Origin of the sequence: Micromonospora citrea (genome assembly GCF_049629545.1) — a bacterium.
Classification (GTDB): Bacteria; Actinomycetota; Actinomycetes; order Mycobacteriales; family Micromonosporaceae; genus Micromonospora; species Micromonospora citrea_A.
The window spans coordinates 54,958-72,580 of the sequence record NZ_JBNADX010000012.1; the positions used below are offsets into that span (position 1 = coordinate 54,958).

The 17,623-nt window shown below is 74.0% G+C and carries 17 protein-coding genes; 8 read left to right on the forward strand and 9 right to left on the reverse strand.

The annotated features are described in order from the left end of the window. Positions 1-79: 79 nt before the first annotated feature. The gene (locus tag ACPFP2_RS15145) at positions 80-817 is read right to left on the reverse strand and encodes a thrombospondin (RefSeq protein WP_424089801.1); all 738 of its coding nucleotides are present in this window, start codon (positions 815-817) and stop codon (positions 80-82) included. 137 nt (positions 818-954) lie between these two features. On the opposite strand from ACPFP2_RS15145, the gene ACPFP2_RS15150 reads away from it, so the two are divergent. After that, the gene (locus tag ACPFP2_RS15150) at positions 955-1,764 is read left to right on the forward strand and encodes an Fpg/Nei family DNA glycosylase (protein WP_424089802.1); all 810 of its coding nucleotides are present in this window, start codon (positions 955-957) and stop codon (positions 1,762-1,764) included. Between the two features lie 95 nt (positions 1,765-1,859). On the opposite strand, the gene ACPFP2_RS15155 is transcribed toward ACPFP2_RS15150, so the two are convergent. Genes ACPFP2_RS15155 through ACPFP2_RS15170 form a run of 4 tightly spaced genes read right to left on the reverse strand, consistent with a single transcriptional unit; the run spans position 1,860 to position 6,302 of the window. Continuing rightward, a complete protein-coding gene (locus ACPFP2_RS15155) occupies positions 1,860-2,726 on the reverse strand; it encodes an aminoglycoside phosphotransferase family protein (protein ID WP_424089803.1) in 867 nt (288 codons plus the stop codon). A 60-nt stretch (positions 2,727-2,786) separates the two neighbouring features. After that, positions 2,787-3,728 (reverse strand): endonuclease domain-containing protein, encoded by a 942-nt coding sequence (locus ACPFP2_RS15160; RefSeq protein ID WP_424089804.1) that lies wholly within the window; start codon positions 3,726-3,728, stop codon positions 2,787-2,789. Positions 3,729-3,770: 42 nt separating this feature from the next. Further along, entirely contained in the window at positions 3,771-5,141 is a 1,371-nt protein-coding gene (locus ACPFP2_RS15165; RefSeq protein ID WP_424089805.1) for an FAD-dependent oxidoreductase, read from the reverse strand. 24 nt (positions 5,142-5,165) lie between these two features. Then, entirely contained in the window at positions 5,166-6,302 is a 1,137-nt protein-coding gene (locus ACPFP2_RS15170) for a carboxylate-amine ligase (RefSeq protein WP_424089806.1), read from the reverse strand. 152 nt (positions 6,303-6,454) lie between these two features. Here ACPFP2_RS15170 and ACPFP2_RS15175 point away from each other — a divergent pair, with 152 nt between their 5' ends. From ACPFP2_RS15175 to ACPFP2_RS15190, 4 genes are all read left to right on the forward strand, one after another. Then, entirely contained in the window at positions 6,455-6,769 is a 315-nt protein-coding gene (locus ACPFP2_RS15175; RefSeq protein WP_424089807.1) for a DUF6412 domain-containing protein, read from the forward strand. A gap of 79 nt (positions 6,770-6,848) precedes the next feature. Beyond that, positions 6,849-7,592 (forward strand): YidC/Oxa1 family membrane protein insertase, encoded by a 744-nt coding sequence (locus ACPFP2_RS15180; protein WP_424089808.1) that lies wholly within the window; start codon positions 6,849-6,851, stop codon positions 7,590-7,592. 76 nt (positions 7,593-7,668) lie between these two features. Then, complete coding sequence (locus tag ACPFP2_RS15185; protein ID WP_424089809.1) at positions 7,669-9,090, forward strand: carbohydrate-binding protein; 1,422 nt, start codon at positions 7,669-7,671, stop codon at positions 9,088-9,090. 144 nt (positions 9,091-9,234) lie between these two features. Next, complete coding sequence (locus ACPFP2_RS15190; RefSeq protein ID WP_424089810.1) at positions 9,235-10,632, forward strand: chitinase; 1,398 nt, start codon at positions 9,235-9,237, stop codon at positions 10,630-10,632. A gap of 66 nt (positions 10,633-10,698) precedes the next feature. Here the strand turns inward: ACPFP2_RS15190 and ACPFP2_RS15195 are convergent, their stop codons facing one another. Continuing rightward, complete coding sequence (locus ACPFP2_RS15195) at positions 10,699-11,370, reverse strand: DedA family protein (RefSeq protein ID WP_424089811.1); 672 nt, start codon at positions 11,368-11,370, stop codon at positions 10,699-10,701. Between the two features lie 94 nt (positions 11,371-11,464). Then, positions 11,465-12,079: a DUF1349 domain-containing protein gene (locus tag ACPFP2_RS15200; protein ID WP_424089812.1), complete on the reverse strand. Its 615-nt coding sequence runs from the start codon at positions 12,077-12,079 to the stop codon at positions 11,465-11,467. A 178-nt stretch (positions 12,080-12,257) separates the two neighbouring features. On the opposite strand from ACPFP2_RS15200, the gene ACPFP2_RS15205 reads away from it, so the two are divergent. Both ACPFP2_RS15205 and fabG read left to right on the forward strand, forming a co-directional pair. Then, entirely contained in the window at positions 12,258-13,910 is a 1,653-nt protein-coding gene (locus tag ACPFP2_RS15205) for an alpha-amylase family protein (protein WP_424089813.1), read from the forward strand. A 69-nt stretch (positions 13,911-13,979) separates the two neighbouring features. After that, positions 13,980-14,738: a 3-oxoacyl-ACP reductase FabG gene (fabG, locus tag ACPFP2_RS15210; RefSeq protein WP_424089814.1), complete on the forward strand. Its 759-nt coding sequence runs from the start codon at positions 13,980-13,982 to the stop codon at positions 14,736-14,738. A gap of 477 nt (positions 14,739-15,215) precedes the next feature. Here fabG and ACPFP2_RS15215 read toward each other — a convergent pair whose 3' ends face one another. After that, a complete protein-coding gene (locus ACPFP2_RS15215) occupies positions 15,216-15,632 on the reverse strand; it encodes a hypothetical protein (RefSeq protein ID WP_424089815.1) in 417 nt (138 codons plus the stop codon). Beyond that, positions 15,625-16,020, reverse strand: coding sequence for a hypothetical protein (locus ACPFP2_RS15220; protein ID WP_424089816.1), 396 nt, complete (start codon positions 16,018-16,020; stop codon positions 15,625-15,627). The genes ACPFP2_RS15215 and ACPFP2_RS15220 overlap by 8 nt, the downstream gene beginning before the upstream one ends. A 335-nt stretch (positions 16,021-16,355) precedes the next feature. Here ACPFP2_RS15220 and ACPFP2_RS15225 point away from each other — a divergent pair, with 335 nt between their 5' ends. Then, positions 16,356-17,255, forward strand: a complete 900-nt coding sequence (locus ACPFP2_RS15225) for a Gfo/Idh/MocA family protein (RefSeq protein ID WP_424089892.1) — start codon at positions 16,356-16,358, stop codon at positions 17,253-17,255. Positions 17,256-17,623 lie beyond the last annotated feature (368 nt).

Below are 17,623 nucleotides of genomic sequence, written 5' to 3' on the forward strand. Positions count from 1 at the left end.
GAAGAGGATGTGCCCGCTGGTGAACCACCAGATCCCTCGGGCGTCGCCGGCATCCCACCGGCGATCGGGAAAGTGCCCGTCAGAGGCGGTCCACAAACTGTGAGTCGAGCCACTCGCGGAACCGGGCCACCCAGTCGCCGTCGGTGGTCGGCCAGTCGAACTGCCCGGTCATCGCGACGACACCGAGCACCACGGCGGCGAGGCCGACCAGCATGCCGATCAGCGCGTCGGTCTTGCCGGCCACGTGCCGCCGCCGGGTGGCCATCAGACCGAGGACGGCCAGGACCGCGCCGAGCGCGCCGAGCGCGATGCCGTACCCGGCGAGGGTGCCGGTGAGCACGAAGAGCGCCCCGGCCACCGAGACGATCAGGCCGAGGGTGGCCAGCAGGCTGGCCCGGGGCTTCGGGCCGGCGACCACCCGGGTCTCGTCCCGGTCCGGCACCCCGTCCCGGTCCAGGTCGACCGTCCGCTCCACGGTGGGGTCGGCCAGCGGGGTCCGTCGGGCCTCGTCGTCGGCCGGCCGGCCGGGCCGCGTACGCCGGGGCTCGTCGTCGACCGGCGCCACCCGGCCGGACGGTCCCCGCAGGGTCGGGTCGTCCGTGGCGCGCGCGGTCGCCGGTGCGCCACGGACCGCGGCCCGGCGCGCCGCGTCGGCGTCGCGCTCGCCGGCGGTGGCCGACGTGCTGCTGCGGTACGTCGCCGCGTCGGCCTCCCGGCCGGTCACCACCGGCTGCCCGTCGCGTCCGTCGATCCGCCCGTCGCCGTCGGTGTCCTGCGTCGGCTCGGTGCGCCGACGCGAGAGCGAGGGAATGTTCACCACAACACCTCCTTGTCGATGCGTGGAGCCCTCGGAAGGGTCGGTGGCAGCCACGCGGTAACGGTGGGGATGTACCCGGTGCGGTGATCGACCACACTCGTCGTGGGGCCGGCCGTCGGTGCGGCTACCGTGGACCGGTGCCAGAGGGACACACCATCCACCGCCTGGCGGCCCGGCACGCCGAGCTGTTCGCCGGCGACAAGGTCATCGCCGCCAGCCCGCAGGGCCGGTTCGCCGACGGCGCCGCCCGGCTCTCCGGCACCGTCCTCGACGGCTGCGAGGCGTACGGCAAGCACCTGCTGCACCACTACGCCGACGAGGCGACCCTGCACGTGCACCTCGGCCTCTACGGCCGGTTCACCGACGGCGACGGCGAGCCGCCGGAGCCGGTCGGGCAGGTGCGGCTGCGGCTGACCAGCGACCGGCACTGGCTGGACCTGCGCGGCCCGTCCGCCTGCGAGCTGCTCACCCCGCCCGAGGTGGCGGCGCTGCGCGATCGGCTCGGCCCGGACCCGCTGCGCGCCGACGCCGACCCGGAGCGGGCGTACGCGCGGATCCGCCGCAGCGGCACCCCGCTCGCCGCGCTGCTGCTGGACCAGTCGGTGGTGGCCGGCACCGGACTGATCTTCGTCACCGAGGCGCTGTTCCGGGCCGGACTGCCGCCGACGCTGCCCGGCCGCGCGTTGACCCGGGCCGGCTGGGACGCACTCTGGGCCGACCTGGTCGCGCTTATGACGCGGGCCGTCGCCCACGGACGGATCGACACGGTCCGCGACACCCACCTGCCGGAGGCGATGGGCCGCCCGGCCCGCGTCGACCGGCACGGCGGCGAGGTGTACGTCTACCGCCGCCCCGGCGCGCCCTGCCACGTCTGCGGGTCGGCGGTCAGCCGGGGTGGGCTGGCCGGACGCAACCTCTACTGGTGCCCCACCTGCCAGGCCGGTTGACCGCTCGGGCCGGTCGCCCGGTCGCCGGCCCGGCCTTGCCGGTCGTGCCGGTCGACGGCCTGTTCGTCGCCGGTCGCCGGTCCGGTCCGCCGGCGTCACCCTCCGTCGACCAGCCAGCGAACCACCTCGACCTGGTTGGGGAAGACCGTGTCGTCGTGCAGGCTCCAGGCCAGCGTCTGGCCGATCGTCCAGCCGAGCACCCGCTCCCGGTCCAGGCCGAGCGCCCCGGTGATCCGGTCCAGCCGGCGGTGCACCGCCTCCGCGGAGTGGCCCAGCTCGCCGCCGCGCACGATCGGCACCACCGAGAACTCCCGCTCACCGGCCAGCGGCTTCGGGTCGATCACCAGCCACGGCTCCCGGGTCGCCCGGAGGACGTTGCCGGCGTGCAGGTCCTGGTTGACCAGCACCTGCTCACCCTGGTCGCCGATCAGCTCGGTGAGCCGCCCCACCGCCACGTCGAGAAGTCGGCGCTCGTACGGCCGGCCGGCCCGTTCCCACTTCTCCGGCATCCGGGACAACCAGCCGGCCGCCTCCTCGGCGAGCGGGGTGAACGGCGTGCCCGCAGGCCGCCACAGCCGGGGCAGCAGCCCGGCCACCACGTCCAGCGCCTCGTCGGACGGGAGGTCGTGCAGCGGGGTGCCCGGCCGGCACCGCTCCAGCAGCAGCGCCCGGCGCTCCGGGTCGCGGGCGAGCAGGCGTACCGCGCCGTCGCCGGCCCAGGCGTCCAACGCGTCCGGCTCGTGCAGGCTGTCCTGGTCGGGGTACTGGAGCTTCAACACGGCGGGCGTGCCGTCGGGCAGTTCGGCGGGCATCGCCAGCGACGCGAAGGCGTACGGGAAGGGCGGGCCGAGCCGCAGCGACCAACGCCGCGCACACTCGTCACGCCATTCGGGCAGCACCGCCAGCCACTCCCGCCCGGCCGGCACCCTGCGCACCCACGACAACCGGTCGGGAATCTCCATCCGACCATCCTGGACGAACGACCACCTGTCCGTGGGGCCGGGTGCGGTTCCGCCACGACCTCAGGGCCGCCAGCCGGCGGCGGTCAGCGCGGCACGGAGTTGCCCGGCCACCTCGTCCGGTCGGCGGCGGACGTCGAAGGCGGTGAAGCGGAGGATGCGGTCGCCGTCGATCCAGATCCGGTTCTGCCGCCGCAGGTCGGCCGCCCAGTGGCGGACCTCCATGTGGTGCGCCCCGTCCACCTCGACGTGCAGGCCCCACCGCCGCCAGTACGCGTCGAGGTGACGCACCCGCCCGTCGGCGTCACGCCGTCGTTCCTGCAACTCGGGGCGAGGCAGCCCGTACCGCCGGCACAGCCGGACGAGGTCGATCTCCGAGAGCGCCTCGGCCCCGCCGGCCAGGTCGGCGATGGTCTGTCTGATCAGCACCGCGCGTCGGGGCCGGGCCAACCGTCGCAGCGCCGCGTCGAGTTCCGCCGGAGTGACCCGCCGCTGCTGGCACCCGGCGGCGAGCACGCTCTGCGCCCGGTCGTCCCCGGGCATCCACTGCGCCGCGTCGATCAGCGACCGGGCCATGGTGGTGCGGTCGGGCCGGCCTCGCTGGCGGTCGACGTCGGCAAGCCGCCGGGTCCGCCGCACCCGCACCGCGGGCATGCCCAGCGGTAACCGACGCAGCAGGTCCGGTGCCTGCCGTTCGTAGGGGACCAGCACGTCGACGGCGTCGTACCCCCAGCGCCCGCGCAGTCCGCCGGCCCGGGCGGCGGCGAGACCCGCCAGCACCGCGTCCTCTCCGGCGGCCAGCACCGCGGCCCATCGTTGCTGCTCCACCGTGTACTCGCCGGTGCCGACACGCAGGACGCCCCGGCACAACCGCTCCCACCGGCCGGTCGTCAGCAGGTGACGTACCTTGCCCGGGCTGAGTTCGCGCACGGCCTGGCTCCAGCTCAGCACCCCCGACTGTTCGAAGACCAACCAGTCGAGCCCCGACGCGTCGTCTCCCGGCATCCGCACCCGTCAGGACAACCGACAGGGTGCGGGGGGAGACCCTCAGCGGGCGAGGGCGTCGACGGCCTTGCGGGCGGCGATCAGCACCGGGTCCCAGACCGGCGCGTACGGCGGGGCGTAGCCGAGGTCGAGCGCGGTCATCTCGTCCACCGTCATGCCGTTCCACAGCGCCACGGCCAGGGCGTCGATCCGCTTGGCCGCCTCGGCGCGGCCGACGATCTGCGCGCCGAGCAGCCGGCCGGTGGGGCGCTCGGCGATCAGCTTGATCGTCATCGGGCGGGCCCCCGGGTAGTACCCGGCCCGGTTGGTGGACTCGGCGATCACCGAGACGAACTCGAAGCCGGAGGCGGCGGCGTCCCGCTCGCGCAGGCCGGTCCGCCCCACCTCCAGGTCGCAGACCTTGGTCACGGCGGTGCCGATCACGCCGGGGAAGGTGGCGTACCCACCACCGATGTTGATCCCGGCGACCCGGCCCTGCTTGTTGGCGTGGGTACCGAGCGGGACGTGCACGGGCAGCCCGCTGACCAGGTGCAGCGTCTCCACGCAGTCGCCGGCCGCCCAGACGTCCGGCACCCCGGCCACCCGCATCCGCCGGTCCACCCGGATTCCGCCGGTGGGACCGAGCGGCAGGCCGGCGGCCTCGGCGAGCGCGGCGTTGGGGCGTACCCCGAGGCCGAGGACCACGACGTCCGCCGGCAGCGTCCCGCCGGCGGTGACGACCGCGGACACCCGTCCGTCGCGCTCGTCGAGGCCGGTCACCTCCACTCCGGTACGGATGTCGATGCCGACCTCGCGCATCGCGTCGGTGGCCAGCCCGGCCATGTCCGGGTCGACGGTCGACATCGGCTGCTCGGCCTGCTCCACCAGGGTGACGGAGAGCCCCCGCTTGATCAGCGACTCGGCCATCTCCACCCCGATGTAGCCGCCGCCGACGACCACCGCGCAGGTGGGCCTCGGCTCGGCGTCGAGCCATTCGCGCAGCGCCGCGCCGTCGTCGAGGGTCTGCACGCCGAAGACCCCGGCGACGTCACCGTCGGCCCAGTCGGGCCGGACCGGGACGGCGCCGGCGGCGTACATCAGGGTGTCGAACCGCTCGCGCACCTCGCCGCCGCGTTCCAGGTCCCGGGCGACGACCTCGTGGCGGTCGAGGTCGATGCCGGTGACCTCGGTGCGCAGCCGCACGTCGATGTCGTAGTCGGCGCGGAAGGTCTGCGGGGCGCGGGCGATCAGCGCGTCACGGTCCTCGACCACACCGCTGATCCAGTACGGGATGCCGCACGCCGAGTACGACGTGAAGTGCCCCCGCTCGAAGGCGACGATCTCCAGGTCGTCGCGGCCCCGACGACGGCGGGCCTGCGAGGCCGCCGCCATCCCGGCGGCGTCCCCGCCGATCACGATCAGCCGTTGCGCCACGGTGCCCAGTCTTCCACGGAAGGATCAGCCACGGGTCTGTCGCGCCACGTCGGCCACCACGTCCTCCAGCCGGCCGGAGCGGGCGAAGACGGCCCGCTGGCGGGCGGCCCCGCTGCCGTGCCGGCGCAACCCGCCGAGCAGGTCGGTGACCTCGGCGAGGTCGCCGTGCTCCTCCAGGGCCGGGCGGACCCGGTCGACGAGCCGGCCCAGCAGCTCCCAGGCGGGGCGCAGCTCGCCGCTGCCCAGGTCGACGCCGTCGCCCTCCAACCCGTCGTGGGCCGCCCGCCAGTGCGCGGCGACCAGCAGGTGGTGGTCGGTGTTGACGGCCGGCCGGCCCTCGGCGATGTCCGTCAGGGCGGTCGCCACCAGGGCCCGGACCAGGGCCGCGACCAGCACCGCGTCGTCGACCGACGGGCAGACGTCGCCGATGCGCAGCTCCACCGTCGGGTACTTCGCCGACAGTCGGGCGTACCAGTAGAGCATCCCTTCGTCGAGCATCACGCCGCTGGCGATGAGCTGCCGGATCAGCCGCTCGTAGTGCTCGTGGGACTCCAGGAACGGGGTGGGGGCGACCGACGGCCAGTGTTCCCACTCGACCGAGCGCCAGCTCGCGTAGCCGGTGTCCTCGCCGCGGGCGAAGGGGGAGTTGGTGGTCACCGCGTGCAGCACCGGCAGCCAGGAGCGGACGTGGTTGAGCACCTGCACGCCGGTCTCCGGGTCGGGGACCCCGACGTGCACGTGCATGCCGTTGTTGCCGGGGCCGGGCACGAGCAGCCGGAACCGCTCGATCATCCGGTCGAAGCGGGGCTTGTCGACCACCGGCGGGACGGGGCCGTCCACCGGGCCGGTGCCGATGGCGAGCAGTCGTACGCCGGCCCGTTCGGCGGCGTCGGCCAGCGCGGCGCGCAGCACCCCGAGGGAGTGCCGGATGGAGCTCAGCTCCAGCCCGGGCGGGCTGCCGATCTCGATCTGGCTGGTCTGGAACTCCCGCTCCACCTGGCCGCGCAGTTCCGGCGGCACCTGCTCCATGACCAAGTCGACGGCGGGCACCGCGGCCCCGGTGTGCGGGTCGACGAGCAGGAACTCCTCCTCGACGCCGACGGTCAGCAGGTCGGTGCCCTCCGGGTTCGTCGGCGTCACCTCCGCCACCTGGCTGGTCATTGCCACCACCGTCCGTTCCCGCCGACCACGGGCCGTCCGGGTCGGTCGGGCTCTGGTTACCCAGGGTGGCGACTGTCGGAAACTCGGCTGCGGCGCGTCGCCGCGTGTCGCGATCCGGCCGACCGGTGGACGCCGGGCCATAGGCTGGTCCCGTGCCGGGTCTGCTGATGGCGGTGGCGGGGCGGTGGGCGTACGCGCTCACCGCGCTGACGCTGCTCGCGGACCGTCCGGCCGAGCTCCTGGCCAGTGCGGCCCTGGTGGCCGCGCTGCTGCTCGCGGCGCTGGTCGCGGCCCGGCCCCGGCTGTGCGGCGGCGCGCCGCGCGGTGGCCGGTGGACCGCCGGCCTGCGGGAGCGGGCCCGGCGCCGCGGGGTGCCGCGCCAGGTCGATCCGGACGCGGCGGGCCGGCCCCGGCCCCGGGCGCCCGGTCTCGTCCTCTCGGTCGGGTGGCGTCCGGCCGCGGGCTGACCCCGCGCCGCCGCCCCGACCGGTTCCGTCGCCATCCGTCCCGTTGGGACGTCCGGAATCGCCACCGAGGGGTCACCCCATGCTCGCCTTCTCACCCGTGCACGACGCGGTGGGCGCCGCCGGCGCCGCCGTCACCTGGCTCTCCGGCGTGCTCGCGCCGCTTGCCGGCGGGGCCGCCACGGCCGCCGCCATCGTCCTGTTCACCGTCGCCGTCCGACTGCTGATCTCGCCGCTCACCCTCGCCCAGGTCCGCGGGGAGCGGCGTCGCGCGAAGCTCGCCCCCGACGTCCGCCGGCTCCAGCAGCGGTACGCCGACGACCCGGCGAAGCTCCAGCAGGAGTTGTTCGCGCTCTACCGGCGGGCGGGCGCGTCGCCGGTGGCGGGTTGCCTGCCGGCCCTGCTCCAGGCGCCGTTCTTCCTGGTCATGTACCGCCTCTTCGCCACCGGCGACGGCAGCGCCGGGCTGCTCGACGAGACGTTGGCCGGGGTGCCGTTGGGCTGGCACCTCGGCGACGGGCTCTCCGGGCCGGTGGTGGCGGTCTTCGGTGCGCTGCTGGTGGCGCTGTTCGGGTTGGCCCGGGCGCTGTCCCGGCGGGCGAAGCGGGCCCTGGCGGCGACCGGGACGGTGGCCGGCACGCCGACCGAGGGCCCGGGGGCGGCCGTTCTGGGCCGGCTGGTGCCGCTGCTGCCGTACGGGGTGGTGCCGGTGGCGCTGGTGGTGCCGCTGGCGGCGGTGCTCTACCTGGTCACCACCACCGCGTGGACCGTGCTGGAGCAGGTGGTGCTGCGCCGTTCCCGGCCGGAAGGCATCGACGCTCGTTGACAAGGGCGGGGACGGGCGCGTAGAAAACGCTCCCAGAGAGCGCTCTCTCACCCGTCCCCGTCGAGAGGCAACCCCGATGAGCCCTGTCCCGGCGGCGTCCGCCGCCCCCACCGTCCCGCGCCGGTCCCGGCGGCGACTGGCGCTCGCCGCCACGGCCGTCGCCGTCACCACCGTCCTGAGCGGCGTCACGGTCACCGCCCAGGCCGCCGTCCCGCCGCCGCCCGCCGGCTGGAGCCTGATGTGGAGCGACGACTTCACCGGTGCGTCCGGCACCCTCCCGTCCTCGGCCAACTGGATCATCGACACCGGCACCAGCTACCCGGGCGGCCCCGCCAACTGGGGCACCGGCGAGATCCAGACCTACACCGCCAGCACCGCCAACCTCGCCCACGACGGCGCCGGGAACCTGCGGATCACCCCGCTGCGGGACGCCGGTGGACGGTGGACGTCGGCCCGGATCGAGACCGTCCGCACCGACTTCAAGCCGCCGGCCGGGGGAGTCCTCGCGATCGAGGGTCGGATCCAGATGCCGAACGTCACCGGCGCGCAGGCCGCCGGGTACTGGCCCGCGTTCTGGGCGCTCGGCTCGCCGTACCGGGGCAACTACCAGAACTGGCCGGGCATCGGCGAGTTCGACGTGATGGAGAACGTCAACGGGATCAACTCGGTCTGGGGCGTGCTGCACTGCGGCGTGGCCCCCGGCGGGCCGTGCGACGAGTTCAACGGCATCGGCGCCTCCCGCGCCTGCCCGGGCGCCACCTGCCAGTCGGCGTTCCACACCTACCGCTTCGAGTGGGACGCCTCCGTCAGCCCCCAGCAACTGCGCTGGTACGTCGACGGCCAGCTCTTCCACACGGTCAGCCAGACCCGGGTCGGTGAGCCGTACTGGACCCAGATGACCGGGCACGGCGGCTACTTCCTGCTGCTCAACGTCGCCATGGGCGGCGCGTTCCCGAACGGGGTCGCGGGGTCCGCCACGCCGACCTCGGCCACCGTGCCGGGCCGGCCGATGCTGGTCGACTACGTGGCCGTCTACCGCCGTGGCGGTGGGAGCACGACCCCGCCGCCGACCACCCCGCCCCCGGGTGGGGTGCGGGACGCGTACGCGACCGTCCAGGCCGAGTCCTTCGACGCCCAGAACGGGGTGATCGTCGAGGCGTGCGTCGAGGGCGGGCAGAACATCGGCGCGCTGCGCAACGGCGACTGGGTCCGTTACGACAACGTCGACTTCGGCGGCACCGGGCCGCGCGACTTCGTGGCCCGGGTGGCCTCGGGCGCCGCGGCCGGGGTGAGCGGGCTGGTCGAGGTGCGGCTGGACAGCCCGACCGCCCCGCCGATCGGCAGCTTCGCGATCGCGAACACCGGCGGCTGGCAGAGTTGGCGCTCGGTGCCGGGCAACGTCTCCACCGTGACCGGCCGGCACTCGGTCTACCTCACCTTCACCAGCGGCCAGCCGGCCGACTTCGTCAACGTCAACTGGTTCACCTTCCGGCGCTGAGCCGTCGCCGGTCCGGGCCCCTCCCCGTCGTCGCACCTGTGGGGGGAGGGCCCGGACCACCCTCTGGACAGAAACAGTTAACAGTCTTAATAATGGGGCGCCGGTGTCGACAGCCATGGATCTCCATCTCCCCCGGAGGGTCGCATGACGCGTTCCCGCTCACTGCTCATCTCCCTGGTCACCGCGCTCGCGGCGACCATCGGCGCGGTCTGGGTCGCGCTGCCCGCGTACGCGGCGGGGCCCACCGCCACCTTCACCAGGACGTCCGACTGGGGCAGCGGCTGGGAAGGGAAGTACACCATCACCAACGGCGGGACCAGCACCATCACCGGCTGGACCCTCTCCTTCGAACTGCCCGCGGGCACCACCCTCGGCACCTACTGGGACGCCCTGCTGACCAGCAACGGCCAGCGGCACACCTTCACCAACCGGTCCTGGAACGGCACCGTCGCCCCCGGCGCCCAGGTCTCCTTCGGCTTCCTCGCCAGCGGCTCCGGCGTACCCGCCAACTGCCTGCTCAACGGCGCGCCCTGCGGCGGCGGGACCGGCCCGACCCCGACGCCCACCACCCCGACGCCGACCCCCACCACCCCGGCACCGACCACGCCCCCGCCGACCACCACCCCGCCCCCGCCCACCGGCGACCTGCCGAAGCACCTGCTCACCGGCTACTGGCACAACTTCGACAACCCCGCCGTCGAACTGCGGCTGCGCGACGTGCCGAGCGAGTACGACATCGTGGCCGTCGCCTTCGGTGAGGCCACCACCACCCCCGGCGCCGTCACCTTCGCCGTCGACCCGGGGCTCGCCGCCTCCCTCGGCGGCTACACCGACGCGCAGTTCACCGCCGACGTGCAGACCCTGCGGTCGCGGGGGAAGAAGGTGATCCTCTCCGTCGGCGGCGAGGCCGGCCGGGTCGCGGTCAACGACGCCGCCTCGGCCACCGCCTTCGCCGACACCGTGCACGCGCTGATCCGGCGGTACGGCTTCGACGGCGTCGACATCGACCTGGAGAACGGCCTGAACCCGACGTACATGGCCCAGGCCCTGCGTGCGCTGCGGGCGAAGGTGGGCGCGGGGCTGATCATCGCGATGGCCCCGCAGACCATCGACATGCAGAACCCGGCCGCCGGCTACTTCAAGCTCGCGCTGGACATCCGGGACATCCTCACCGTGGTCAACACGCAGTTCTACAACTCCGGGGCGATGCTCGGCTGCGACCAGAACGCCGCGTACGCCCAGGGGACGGTGAACTTCATCGTCGCGCTGGCCTGCATCCAACTGGAGAACGGCCTGCGCCCGGACCAGGTCGGCCTGGGCCTGCCCGCCGGGCCCGGCGCGGCCGGCGGCGGCATCGTCGCCCCGAGCGTGGTGAACGCCGCGCTGGACTGCCTGGCACGCGGCACCAACTGCGGCAGCTTCCGGCCGCCGCGCACCTACCCGGGCATCCGGGGCGCGATGACCTGGTCGGTGAACTGGGACGTCAGTAACGGCAACGGCTTCGCCCGCACGGTCAAGCCGCACCTGGCCACCCTGCCCTGACGGTCGCCGGCCGGGTCGTCACCTCCGGGTGGCGGCCCGGCCGACGCCACGCCGGACGGACGTCGGTCAGCGGCCGGAGGTCACCGACTCCCGCTCCCGCCGGGCCCGCCGCCGGCGCACCTTCTTGATCGCCCAACTGACGATCATGAAGGCGAAGACCACGAAGATCGCGTAGTTGAACCAGCTGCTGTACCGGTCCACGTCCTGCCAGCGGGAACCGAGCGCGTAGCCCAGGCCGACGATCAGCGAGTTCCACACCCCGCTGCCCAGCGTGGTGAGCAGGACGAACTCGCCCATCGGCATCCGGTTCGCCCCCGCCGGCACCGACACCAGGCTGCGGACCACCGGCACCACCCGGCCGATCAGCACCGCCCAGCGGCCGTACCGCTCGAACCAACGGTCGGCCTTCTCCAGGTCGTCCAGGTCGACCAGGGGCAGCCGGTCCAGCCAGTGCTTGAGCCGGTCCTCCCCGAGGGCCGCGCCGACCCAGTACAGCACCAGCGCCCCGGCCAGCGAGCCGGTCGTCGCGGCCAGCACGATCAGCACGAGGTTGAACCGGCCCGCACTGGCCAGGTAGCCGGCCATCGCCAGCACGATCTCGCTCGGGATGGGCGGGATGATGCTCTCCAGGGCCACCAGGAAGGCGACCCCGAGCGCGCCGAGCGAGTCGATGACGCCCGCCACCCACCCGGTCAGCCCGCTGAACTGGTTCGGGTCGACGTTCTGGGCATACGCCATGGGCGTCCTTCCGCGGAGCTGCCGGAGATCGGAAGGTGGTACCCCCGCAGCCCCCGACCACACCTCGCGGTGACCGCGCCCACGGATCTCGTGCTCAGTGCTCCGGATGTAACTCGCGGTCGGCCGGCCCCCGCCGCCAGCCGGTGAACCGGACGGTCAACCCACCCCGGGTCGGCGAGCAGCAGAACGGCCCGGCCAGCGCCGCCGCCTCCGGCGCGAGCGGGGCGAGCCGGACCAGCCGCCACGGCTCGTCGGCCACCCGGGCCCGGACGGTCAGCGCGTCGCCGGCCCGGCTGGCCCGTACGCTCACCTCCCGCCCCGACCACTCGGGCACCGGGGCCACCGACCAGTCCGACACCTCCCGGGTCACCACCGCCCCCACCTGCGGCTGGCCGTCGCTGACCTCCACCCCGGCCTTGACCCAGTTCCGTTCGTCAACCCGGACCAGCACCCCGGCCTGGTCGAACTGTTCGCCGTAGGCCAAGCGGAAGCTCACCTCGACGGCGCTGCCGGCGGGCAGCGGGGCGAGCAGCGCCGGCCCGTCGTCGTGCACGAAGCCGTAGCTGGTGTGCCGCCAGAAGTCCGTCTCCGCGCCCGGCTCCACCAGCAGGTCACCGTTGTCGGCCCGGGTCACCCGGACGGGGGCGTGCAACCACTCGCCGGCGTTCCAGCCGACGTCCCTGAGTGCTTCCTCCGCGTGCTCCACCATGCCGGCACCGTACCCACCGGCGCCGGCGTCATGATCGACGCCACTTGCGGCGTGTCGCGGTGTCCCTGTTCCGGGAGACCGCGACACGCCACAAACAAAGTGGATCATCGGCGTCCGGGCGCGGGGTCGGGGGGTCTTCGCGTTTGCCGCGGCGGCCGATCGGAGACATAAGGTCGGCATGGGTGACAGGTGGTACTCCGAGGCTGTCGTCTACTGCCTCGACATCGACACGTACGCGGACTCCGACGGCGACGGGGTGGGTGACATCCGTGGGCTGATCGGCCGGCTCGACTACCTGGCACGGCTGGGGGTGACCTGCCTGTGGCTGCACCCGATCCACCCGTCGCCCAACCGCGACGACGGCTACGACGTCACCGACTTCTACAACGTCGATCCCCGCTTCGGCACCCTCGGCGACTTCGCCGAGCTGCTGCACCAGGCGCAGAACCGGGGCATCCGCGTGATCATCGACCTGGTGGTCAACCACACCTCGGACGAGCACCCCTGGTTCCAGTCCGCCCGCTCCTCGCCCGACTCGCCCTACCGCGACTGGTACGTCTGGTCCGACCACGAGCCGGACGACCGGCGCCAGGGCATGGTCTTCCCCGGCGAGCAGCACGAGACGTGGAGCTACGACCGGACCGCGAAGGCCTGGTACTACCACCGGTTCTACAAGTACCAACCCGACCTCAACATGGCGAACCCGAAGGTCCGCGAGGAGGTCAAGAAGATCGTCTCGTTCTGGCTCCAGCTCGGCGTCTCCGGCTTCCGGATGGACGCGGTGCCGTTCATCATCGAGCTGACCGAACCGGGCAACCCGAACTCGCCCAAGGACTTCGAGTTCCTCACCGAGCTGCGCCAGCACGTGCAGTGGCGTCGCGGCGACGCCGTCCTGCTCGCCGAGGCCAACGTGGAGCCCGACCAGCTCCCCACCTTCTTCGGCGACGGCTCCGGCTCCGGCAACCGCATCCACATGCTCTTCGACTTCATGCTCAACGGGCGGCTCATGCTGGCCCTGGCCCGGCAGGACCCGGAGCCGGTGATCGAGGCGCTGCGGGACACCCCGGTGCTGCCCACCGGCGGCCAGTGGGCCACCTTCCTGCGCAACCACGACGAGATCGACCTCTCCCGGCTCACCGCCGAACAGCGCAACCAGGTGTACGCCGAGTTCGGCCCCGACGAGGAGATGCGGATCTACGACCGGGGCATCCGCCGCCGGCTCGCCCCGATGCTCGGCAACGACCGCCGGCGCGTCGAGCTGGCGTACGCGCTCCAGTTCTCCCTGCGCGGCACGCCGGTGCTGCGCTACGGCGAGGAGATCGGCATGGGCGAGAACCTGTCGCTGCCCGGCCGGCAGGCCATCCGTACACCGATGCAGTGGTCGTACAAGGAGAACGCCGGGTTCTCCACGGCCGAGCCGGAGAAGCTCGTCCGGCCGGTGATCGACAAGGGTGACCTCAGCTACCAGAAGGTCAACGTGACCGCCCAGCGCAGTGATCCGAAGTCGCTGCTGGCCTGGTTCGAGCGGATGATCCGTACGCTCCGCGAGGCCCCGGAGATCGGCTCGGGCTCCACCACCCACATCGACGTGCCGATGCCGCCGGGAGTGCTGGCGCACCGCGCCGACGGACCCACCGGCACCATGGTCTTCCTGCACAACCTCGGCACCGAGGACGTCGAGGTCGACCTCAGCTCGCTCGCCCCGGAGGCGGACCTGCCGATCGACGTCCTCACCGACCGGGGCTACGGCGAGGTGGGCAAGCTCGACAGCCTCAAGCTGGCCGGCTACGGCTACCGCTGGATCCGGCTGTGCCGGGGAGCCGCCTTCTGAGGCCGGGACCGGCCGCCGTGCCGCTGGGTTAAGCTCCTTCGATCGAGCCCAAGTTACCGGGAGGTAATCATGTCGGAGGAGCCCCGTGTCGCCATCGTGACGGGAGCCGCGCGCGGCATCGGCGCGGCCACCGCCCACCGGCTGGCCGCCGACGGCATGGCCGTCGCCGTGGTCGACATCGAGGAATCGGCGACCAAGGAGACGGTGGACGCGATCGCCGCCGCCGGCGGTCGCGCCCTGGGCGTCGGCGCCGACGTCTCGGACCGGGCCCAGGTGGAGACCGCCGTCGAGCGGGTCGCCGCCGAGCTGGGGGCGCCGACCGTGCTGGTCAACAACGCCGGTGTGCTCCGCGACAACCTGCTGTTCAAGATGACCGACGTCGACTGGGACACGGTCATGGGCGTGCACCTGCGGGGCGCGTTCCTGTTCAGCCAGGCCGCGCAGAAGCACATGGTCGAGCGGAAGTGGGGCCGGATCGTCAACCTGTCCAGCACCTCCGCGCTGGGCAACCGGGGGCAGGCGAACTACTCCGCCGCGAAGGCCGGTCTCCAGGGCTTCACCAAGACCCTCGCCATCGAGCTGGGCCCGTTCGGCGTCACCGTCAACGCGGTCGCGCCGGGCTTCATCGTCACCGACATGACCGCCGCCACCGCCGCCCGGATGAAGGTCGACTTCTCCGCGCTCCAGGAGCACGCCGCCGCCGAGATCCCGGTGCGTCGCCCCGGCCGCCCCGAGGACGTCGCGCACACGATCTCGTTCCTGGCCAGCGAGGGGGCGTCCTTCGTCTCCGGCCAGGTCATCTACGTCGCCGGCGGCCCCAAGGACTGACCCCGCCCCCCCCGCGTGCACCGCGCCCGCGGTTGCCCACGCCCGCCGCCGCGCCACCTGCGCCGCGCCGCGTGCGCCGCGCCGCGTGCGCCGCGCCGCGTGCGCCGCGCCGCGTGCGCCGCGCCGCGTGCGCCGCGCCGCGTGCGCCGCGCCGCGTGCGCCGAATGGCCACTCTTTCGCGGAAAGAGTGGCCATTCCGCGTTCCATGGCCACTCTTTCCGTGAAACTGCGCCGGACGCCGGACGCCGGACGCCGGACGCCGGACGCCGGACGCCGGACGCCGGACGCCGGCGGAACGCCGGCGCGGGCTTGACGCGGGGACGGACGCGGACGCCGGCCCCGGCGAGTCGGCGTGCGGCCGGGGGGCCGGCGCGTTCGGGCGTGGGACGGGCCTCGGCGGCCCCGGCCTGCGGGACGGGCCTCGGCCGTCCGAGCGGGCGGTGCGGGGCGGCGGTTCGGCGTGCGGGGCGGTGCGGGTCAGCGGGTGGTGTGGCGGGTGCGCCAGAGCCAGAGCAGGCCCAGCACCGGCAGCACCAGCGGGATGTAGCCGTACCCGCTGCCGAAGCCCGACCAGACCGTCTCGTCCGGGAAGAGTTCGGGGTCGGCCAGGCTGAGCACGCCGACGCCGAGCACTCCGACCAGCTCTACCGAGCAGCAGGCGAGCGCGACCCGGCGGCCCGCGTGCCCGGCCCGGGCGAGCCCCACGGCGGCCACGATGTAGATCAGCGCCGCGAGCGCGGAGAGCAGGTACGCCACCGGCGCCTCGTCGAACTTCGTGACGAGCTGGAGCGTGGCCCGCGAGGTCGCGGCGATCGCGAACAGGATGTAGACCGCGATCAGCAGCCGTCCCGGCCCGGAGTTGGTCGTCGGCGCCGACGTGCCGGTGTCAGCCACCGGCGATGTCCCAGGTCTGCTGGAGCCGGACCACGACCACCGGCAGCACCAGGCAGACCGCGCAGACGATCGCCGAGCCCCAGCGGGTCGGTTCCATCTTCGCCAGCACCCAGGCCAGCGGCGGCAGGCAGACCAGCGTCACCAGGTAGCCGAAGAACGCGCCGGGCTCGCCCGGCCGGTCGCCACCACCGAGCGCCACCAGCGCCATCACGGCCAGCGCGAGCAGGGCGACCTCCAGGACCGCGAGGCCGACGAACTGGAGGCGGTCCGGCGCGCGGTGGCGCACCGCCGCCACCAGGCTCCAGAGCGCGAGTACGAGCGACAGCACGATCGTTGCCGTCGCGAGGATCCCGTCCACCGGCGCTGCGGTTGAGGCTGCGCTGGTCATCGGGGGCATCCGGTCCCGGTCTCGGTCACCGGCACAGCCTACTAACCGTCGTAGTACTCGCCGTCGGCCCGGTCGGTGCCCGTGCCGGTGTAGGTGCGCCGTGTCGTCCGGCGTGGGGCGGATTTGGCCCCCGTTCACGACGTCGGCGGGGGCGTCCCCGGGCGATCCCGGGAGCGGGTGCCGGGTTCGCGGGGTCGGCCGGTCGCTGTCGCTGCCGTCGGACCGGCGCGGCCGGCCCGTCCCGGCCACGTCGGCTGCGCGGGGGCGGGCCGGCGACTAGCGTGGATCACGGCCGCGGTGTCACCGCGGCGGGGGACGACACCCGGGGGTACCTCGTGCTGCGGTTCGGCTTGTTCGGCACCGGCCACTGGGCGGCGGAGACGCACGCCGCGGCGATCGACGCGCAGCCGCGCGCCGACCTCGTCGGGGTCTGGGGGCGCAACCCGGAGCGGGCTGCCGCGCTCGCCGACCGGCACGGCGTGCCGGCGTACGACGACGTCGACGCGCTGCTCGACGCGTGCGACGCGGTGGCCGTCGCGCTCCCGCCGGACGTGCAGGCCGACATCGCCGTACGCGCCGCCATCGCCGGCCGCCATCTGCTGCTGGACAAGCCGCTCGCGCTCAACCTCGCCGACGCCGACCGGGTGGTCGCCGCCGCGCAGCAGTCCGGGGTCGCCTCGGTGGTCTTCTTCACCCAGCGGTTCCACCCGAACATCACGGGCTTCCTCGCCTCGACCGCCGCGGCGGGGGGCTGGCTGCACGCGCGGGCGACCATGTTCGCCTCGATCTACCAGCCCGGCAACCCGTACGGCGACTCGCAGTGGCGGCGGGAGCACGGCGCCCTGTGGGACATCGGCCCGCACGCGTTGTCGATCGTCCTGCCGGTGCTCGGCCGGGTGACCCGGGTCGCCGCGATGGACGGCCCGAGCGGCCTGGTGCACCTGCTGCTCACCCACGACGGCGGCGCGACCAGCGCGCTCTCGCTCACCCTGGACGCGCCGCGTGCGGCGATGACCCGCGACTTCGTCTTCTTCGGCGAGAACGGCACCGAGACGGTCCCGCCGGGTGACGGCAGTGCGCTGACCGCCTTCGGCACGGCGATCGACCAGCTCGTCGAGGAGATCGACGCCGGCACCCGGGACCACCGCTGCGACGTGCGCTTCGGCCGGGAGGTGGTGGAGATCCTGGCCGCCGCCGAGGCCGCGCGTCGGGCGGGGCGCACCCTCGACCTCTGAGGCCGGGAATTCCGTCGCCGGCCGGACGGCCGGTCATTACGCTGGCCGTCATGTTCACGCATGCCCTGATCGACGTGGCCGTCGCGCCGGCCGCGCGGGGCCTCCTGCAGGTGTCCCGTCCGCGAGTCCGGCGCCCGGCCCTGGCCGGCCGGGACGCCCACCGCGCCTGACCTGACCCGCGCGCACCGCCGCCCGGCCACCGGGCCGGCCGGTGCGTCGCGCACCGATCCGGTGCCGCCGTCCGCCTCCTGTCGAGCCTCGCCGTCGGGCTGGTCCTCGACCGGAGCGGACCGTCGGGGGGGGGGGGGGGGGGGGGGGGTGAGTCCCCGGAAAAGCAAAAAAGAGGGGCAGACACCACCTCCATCCCC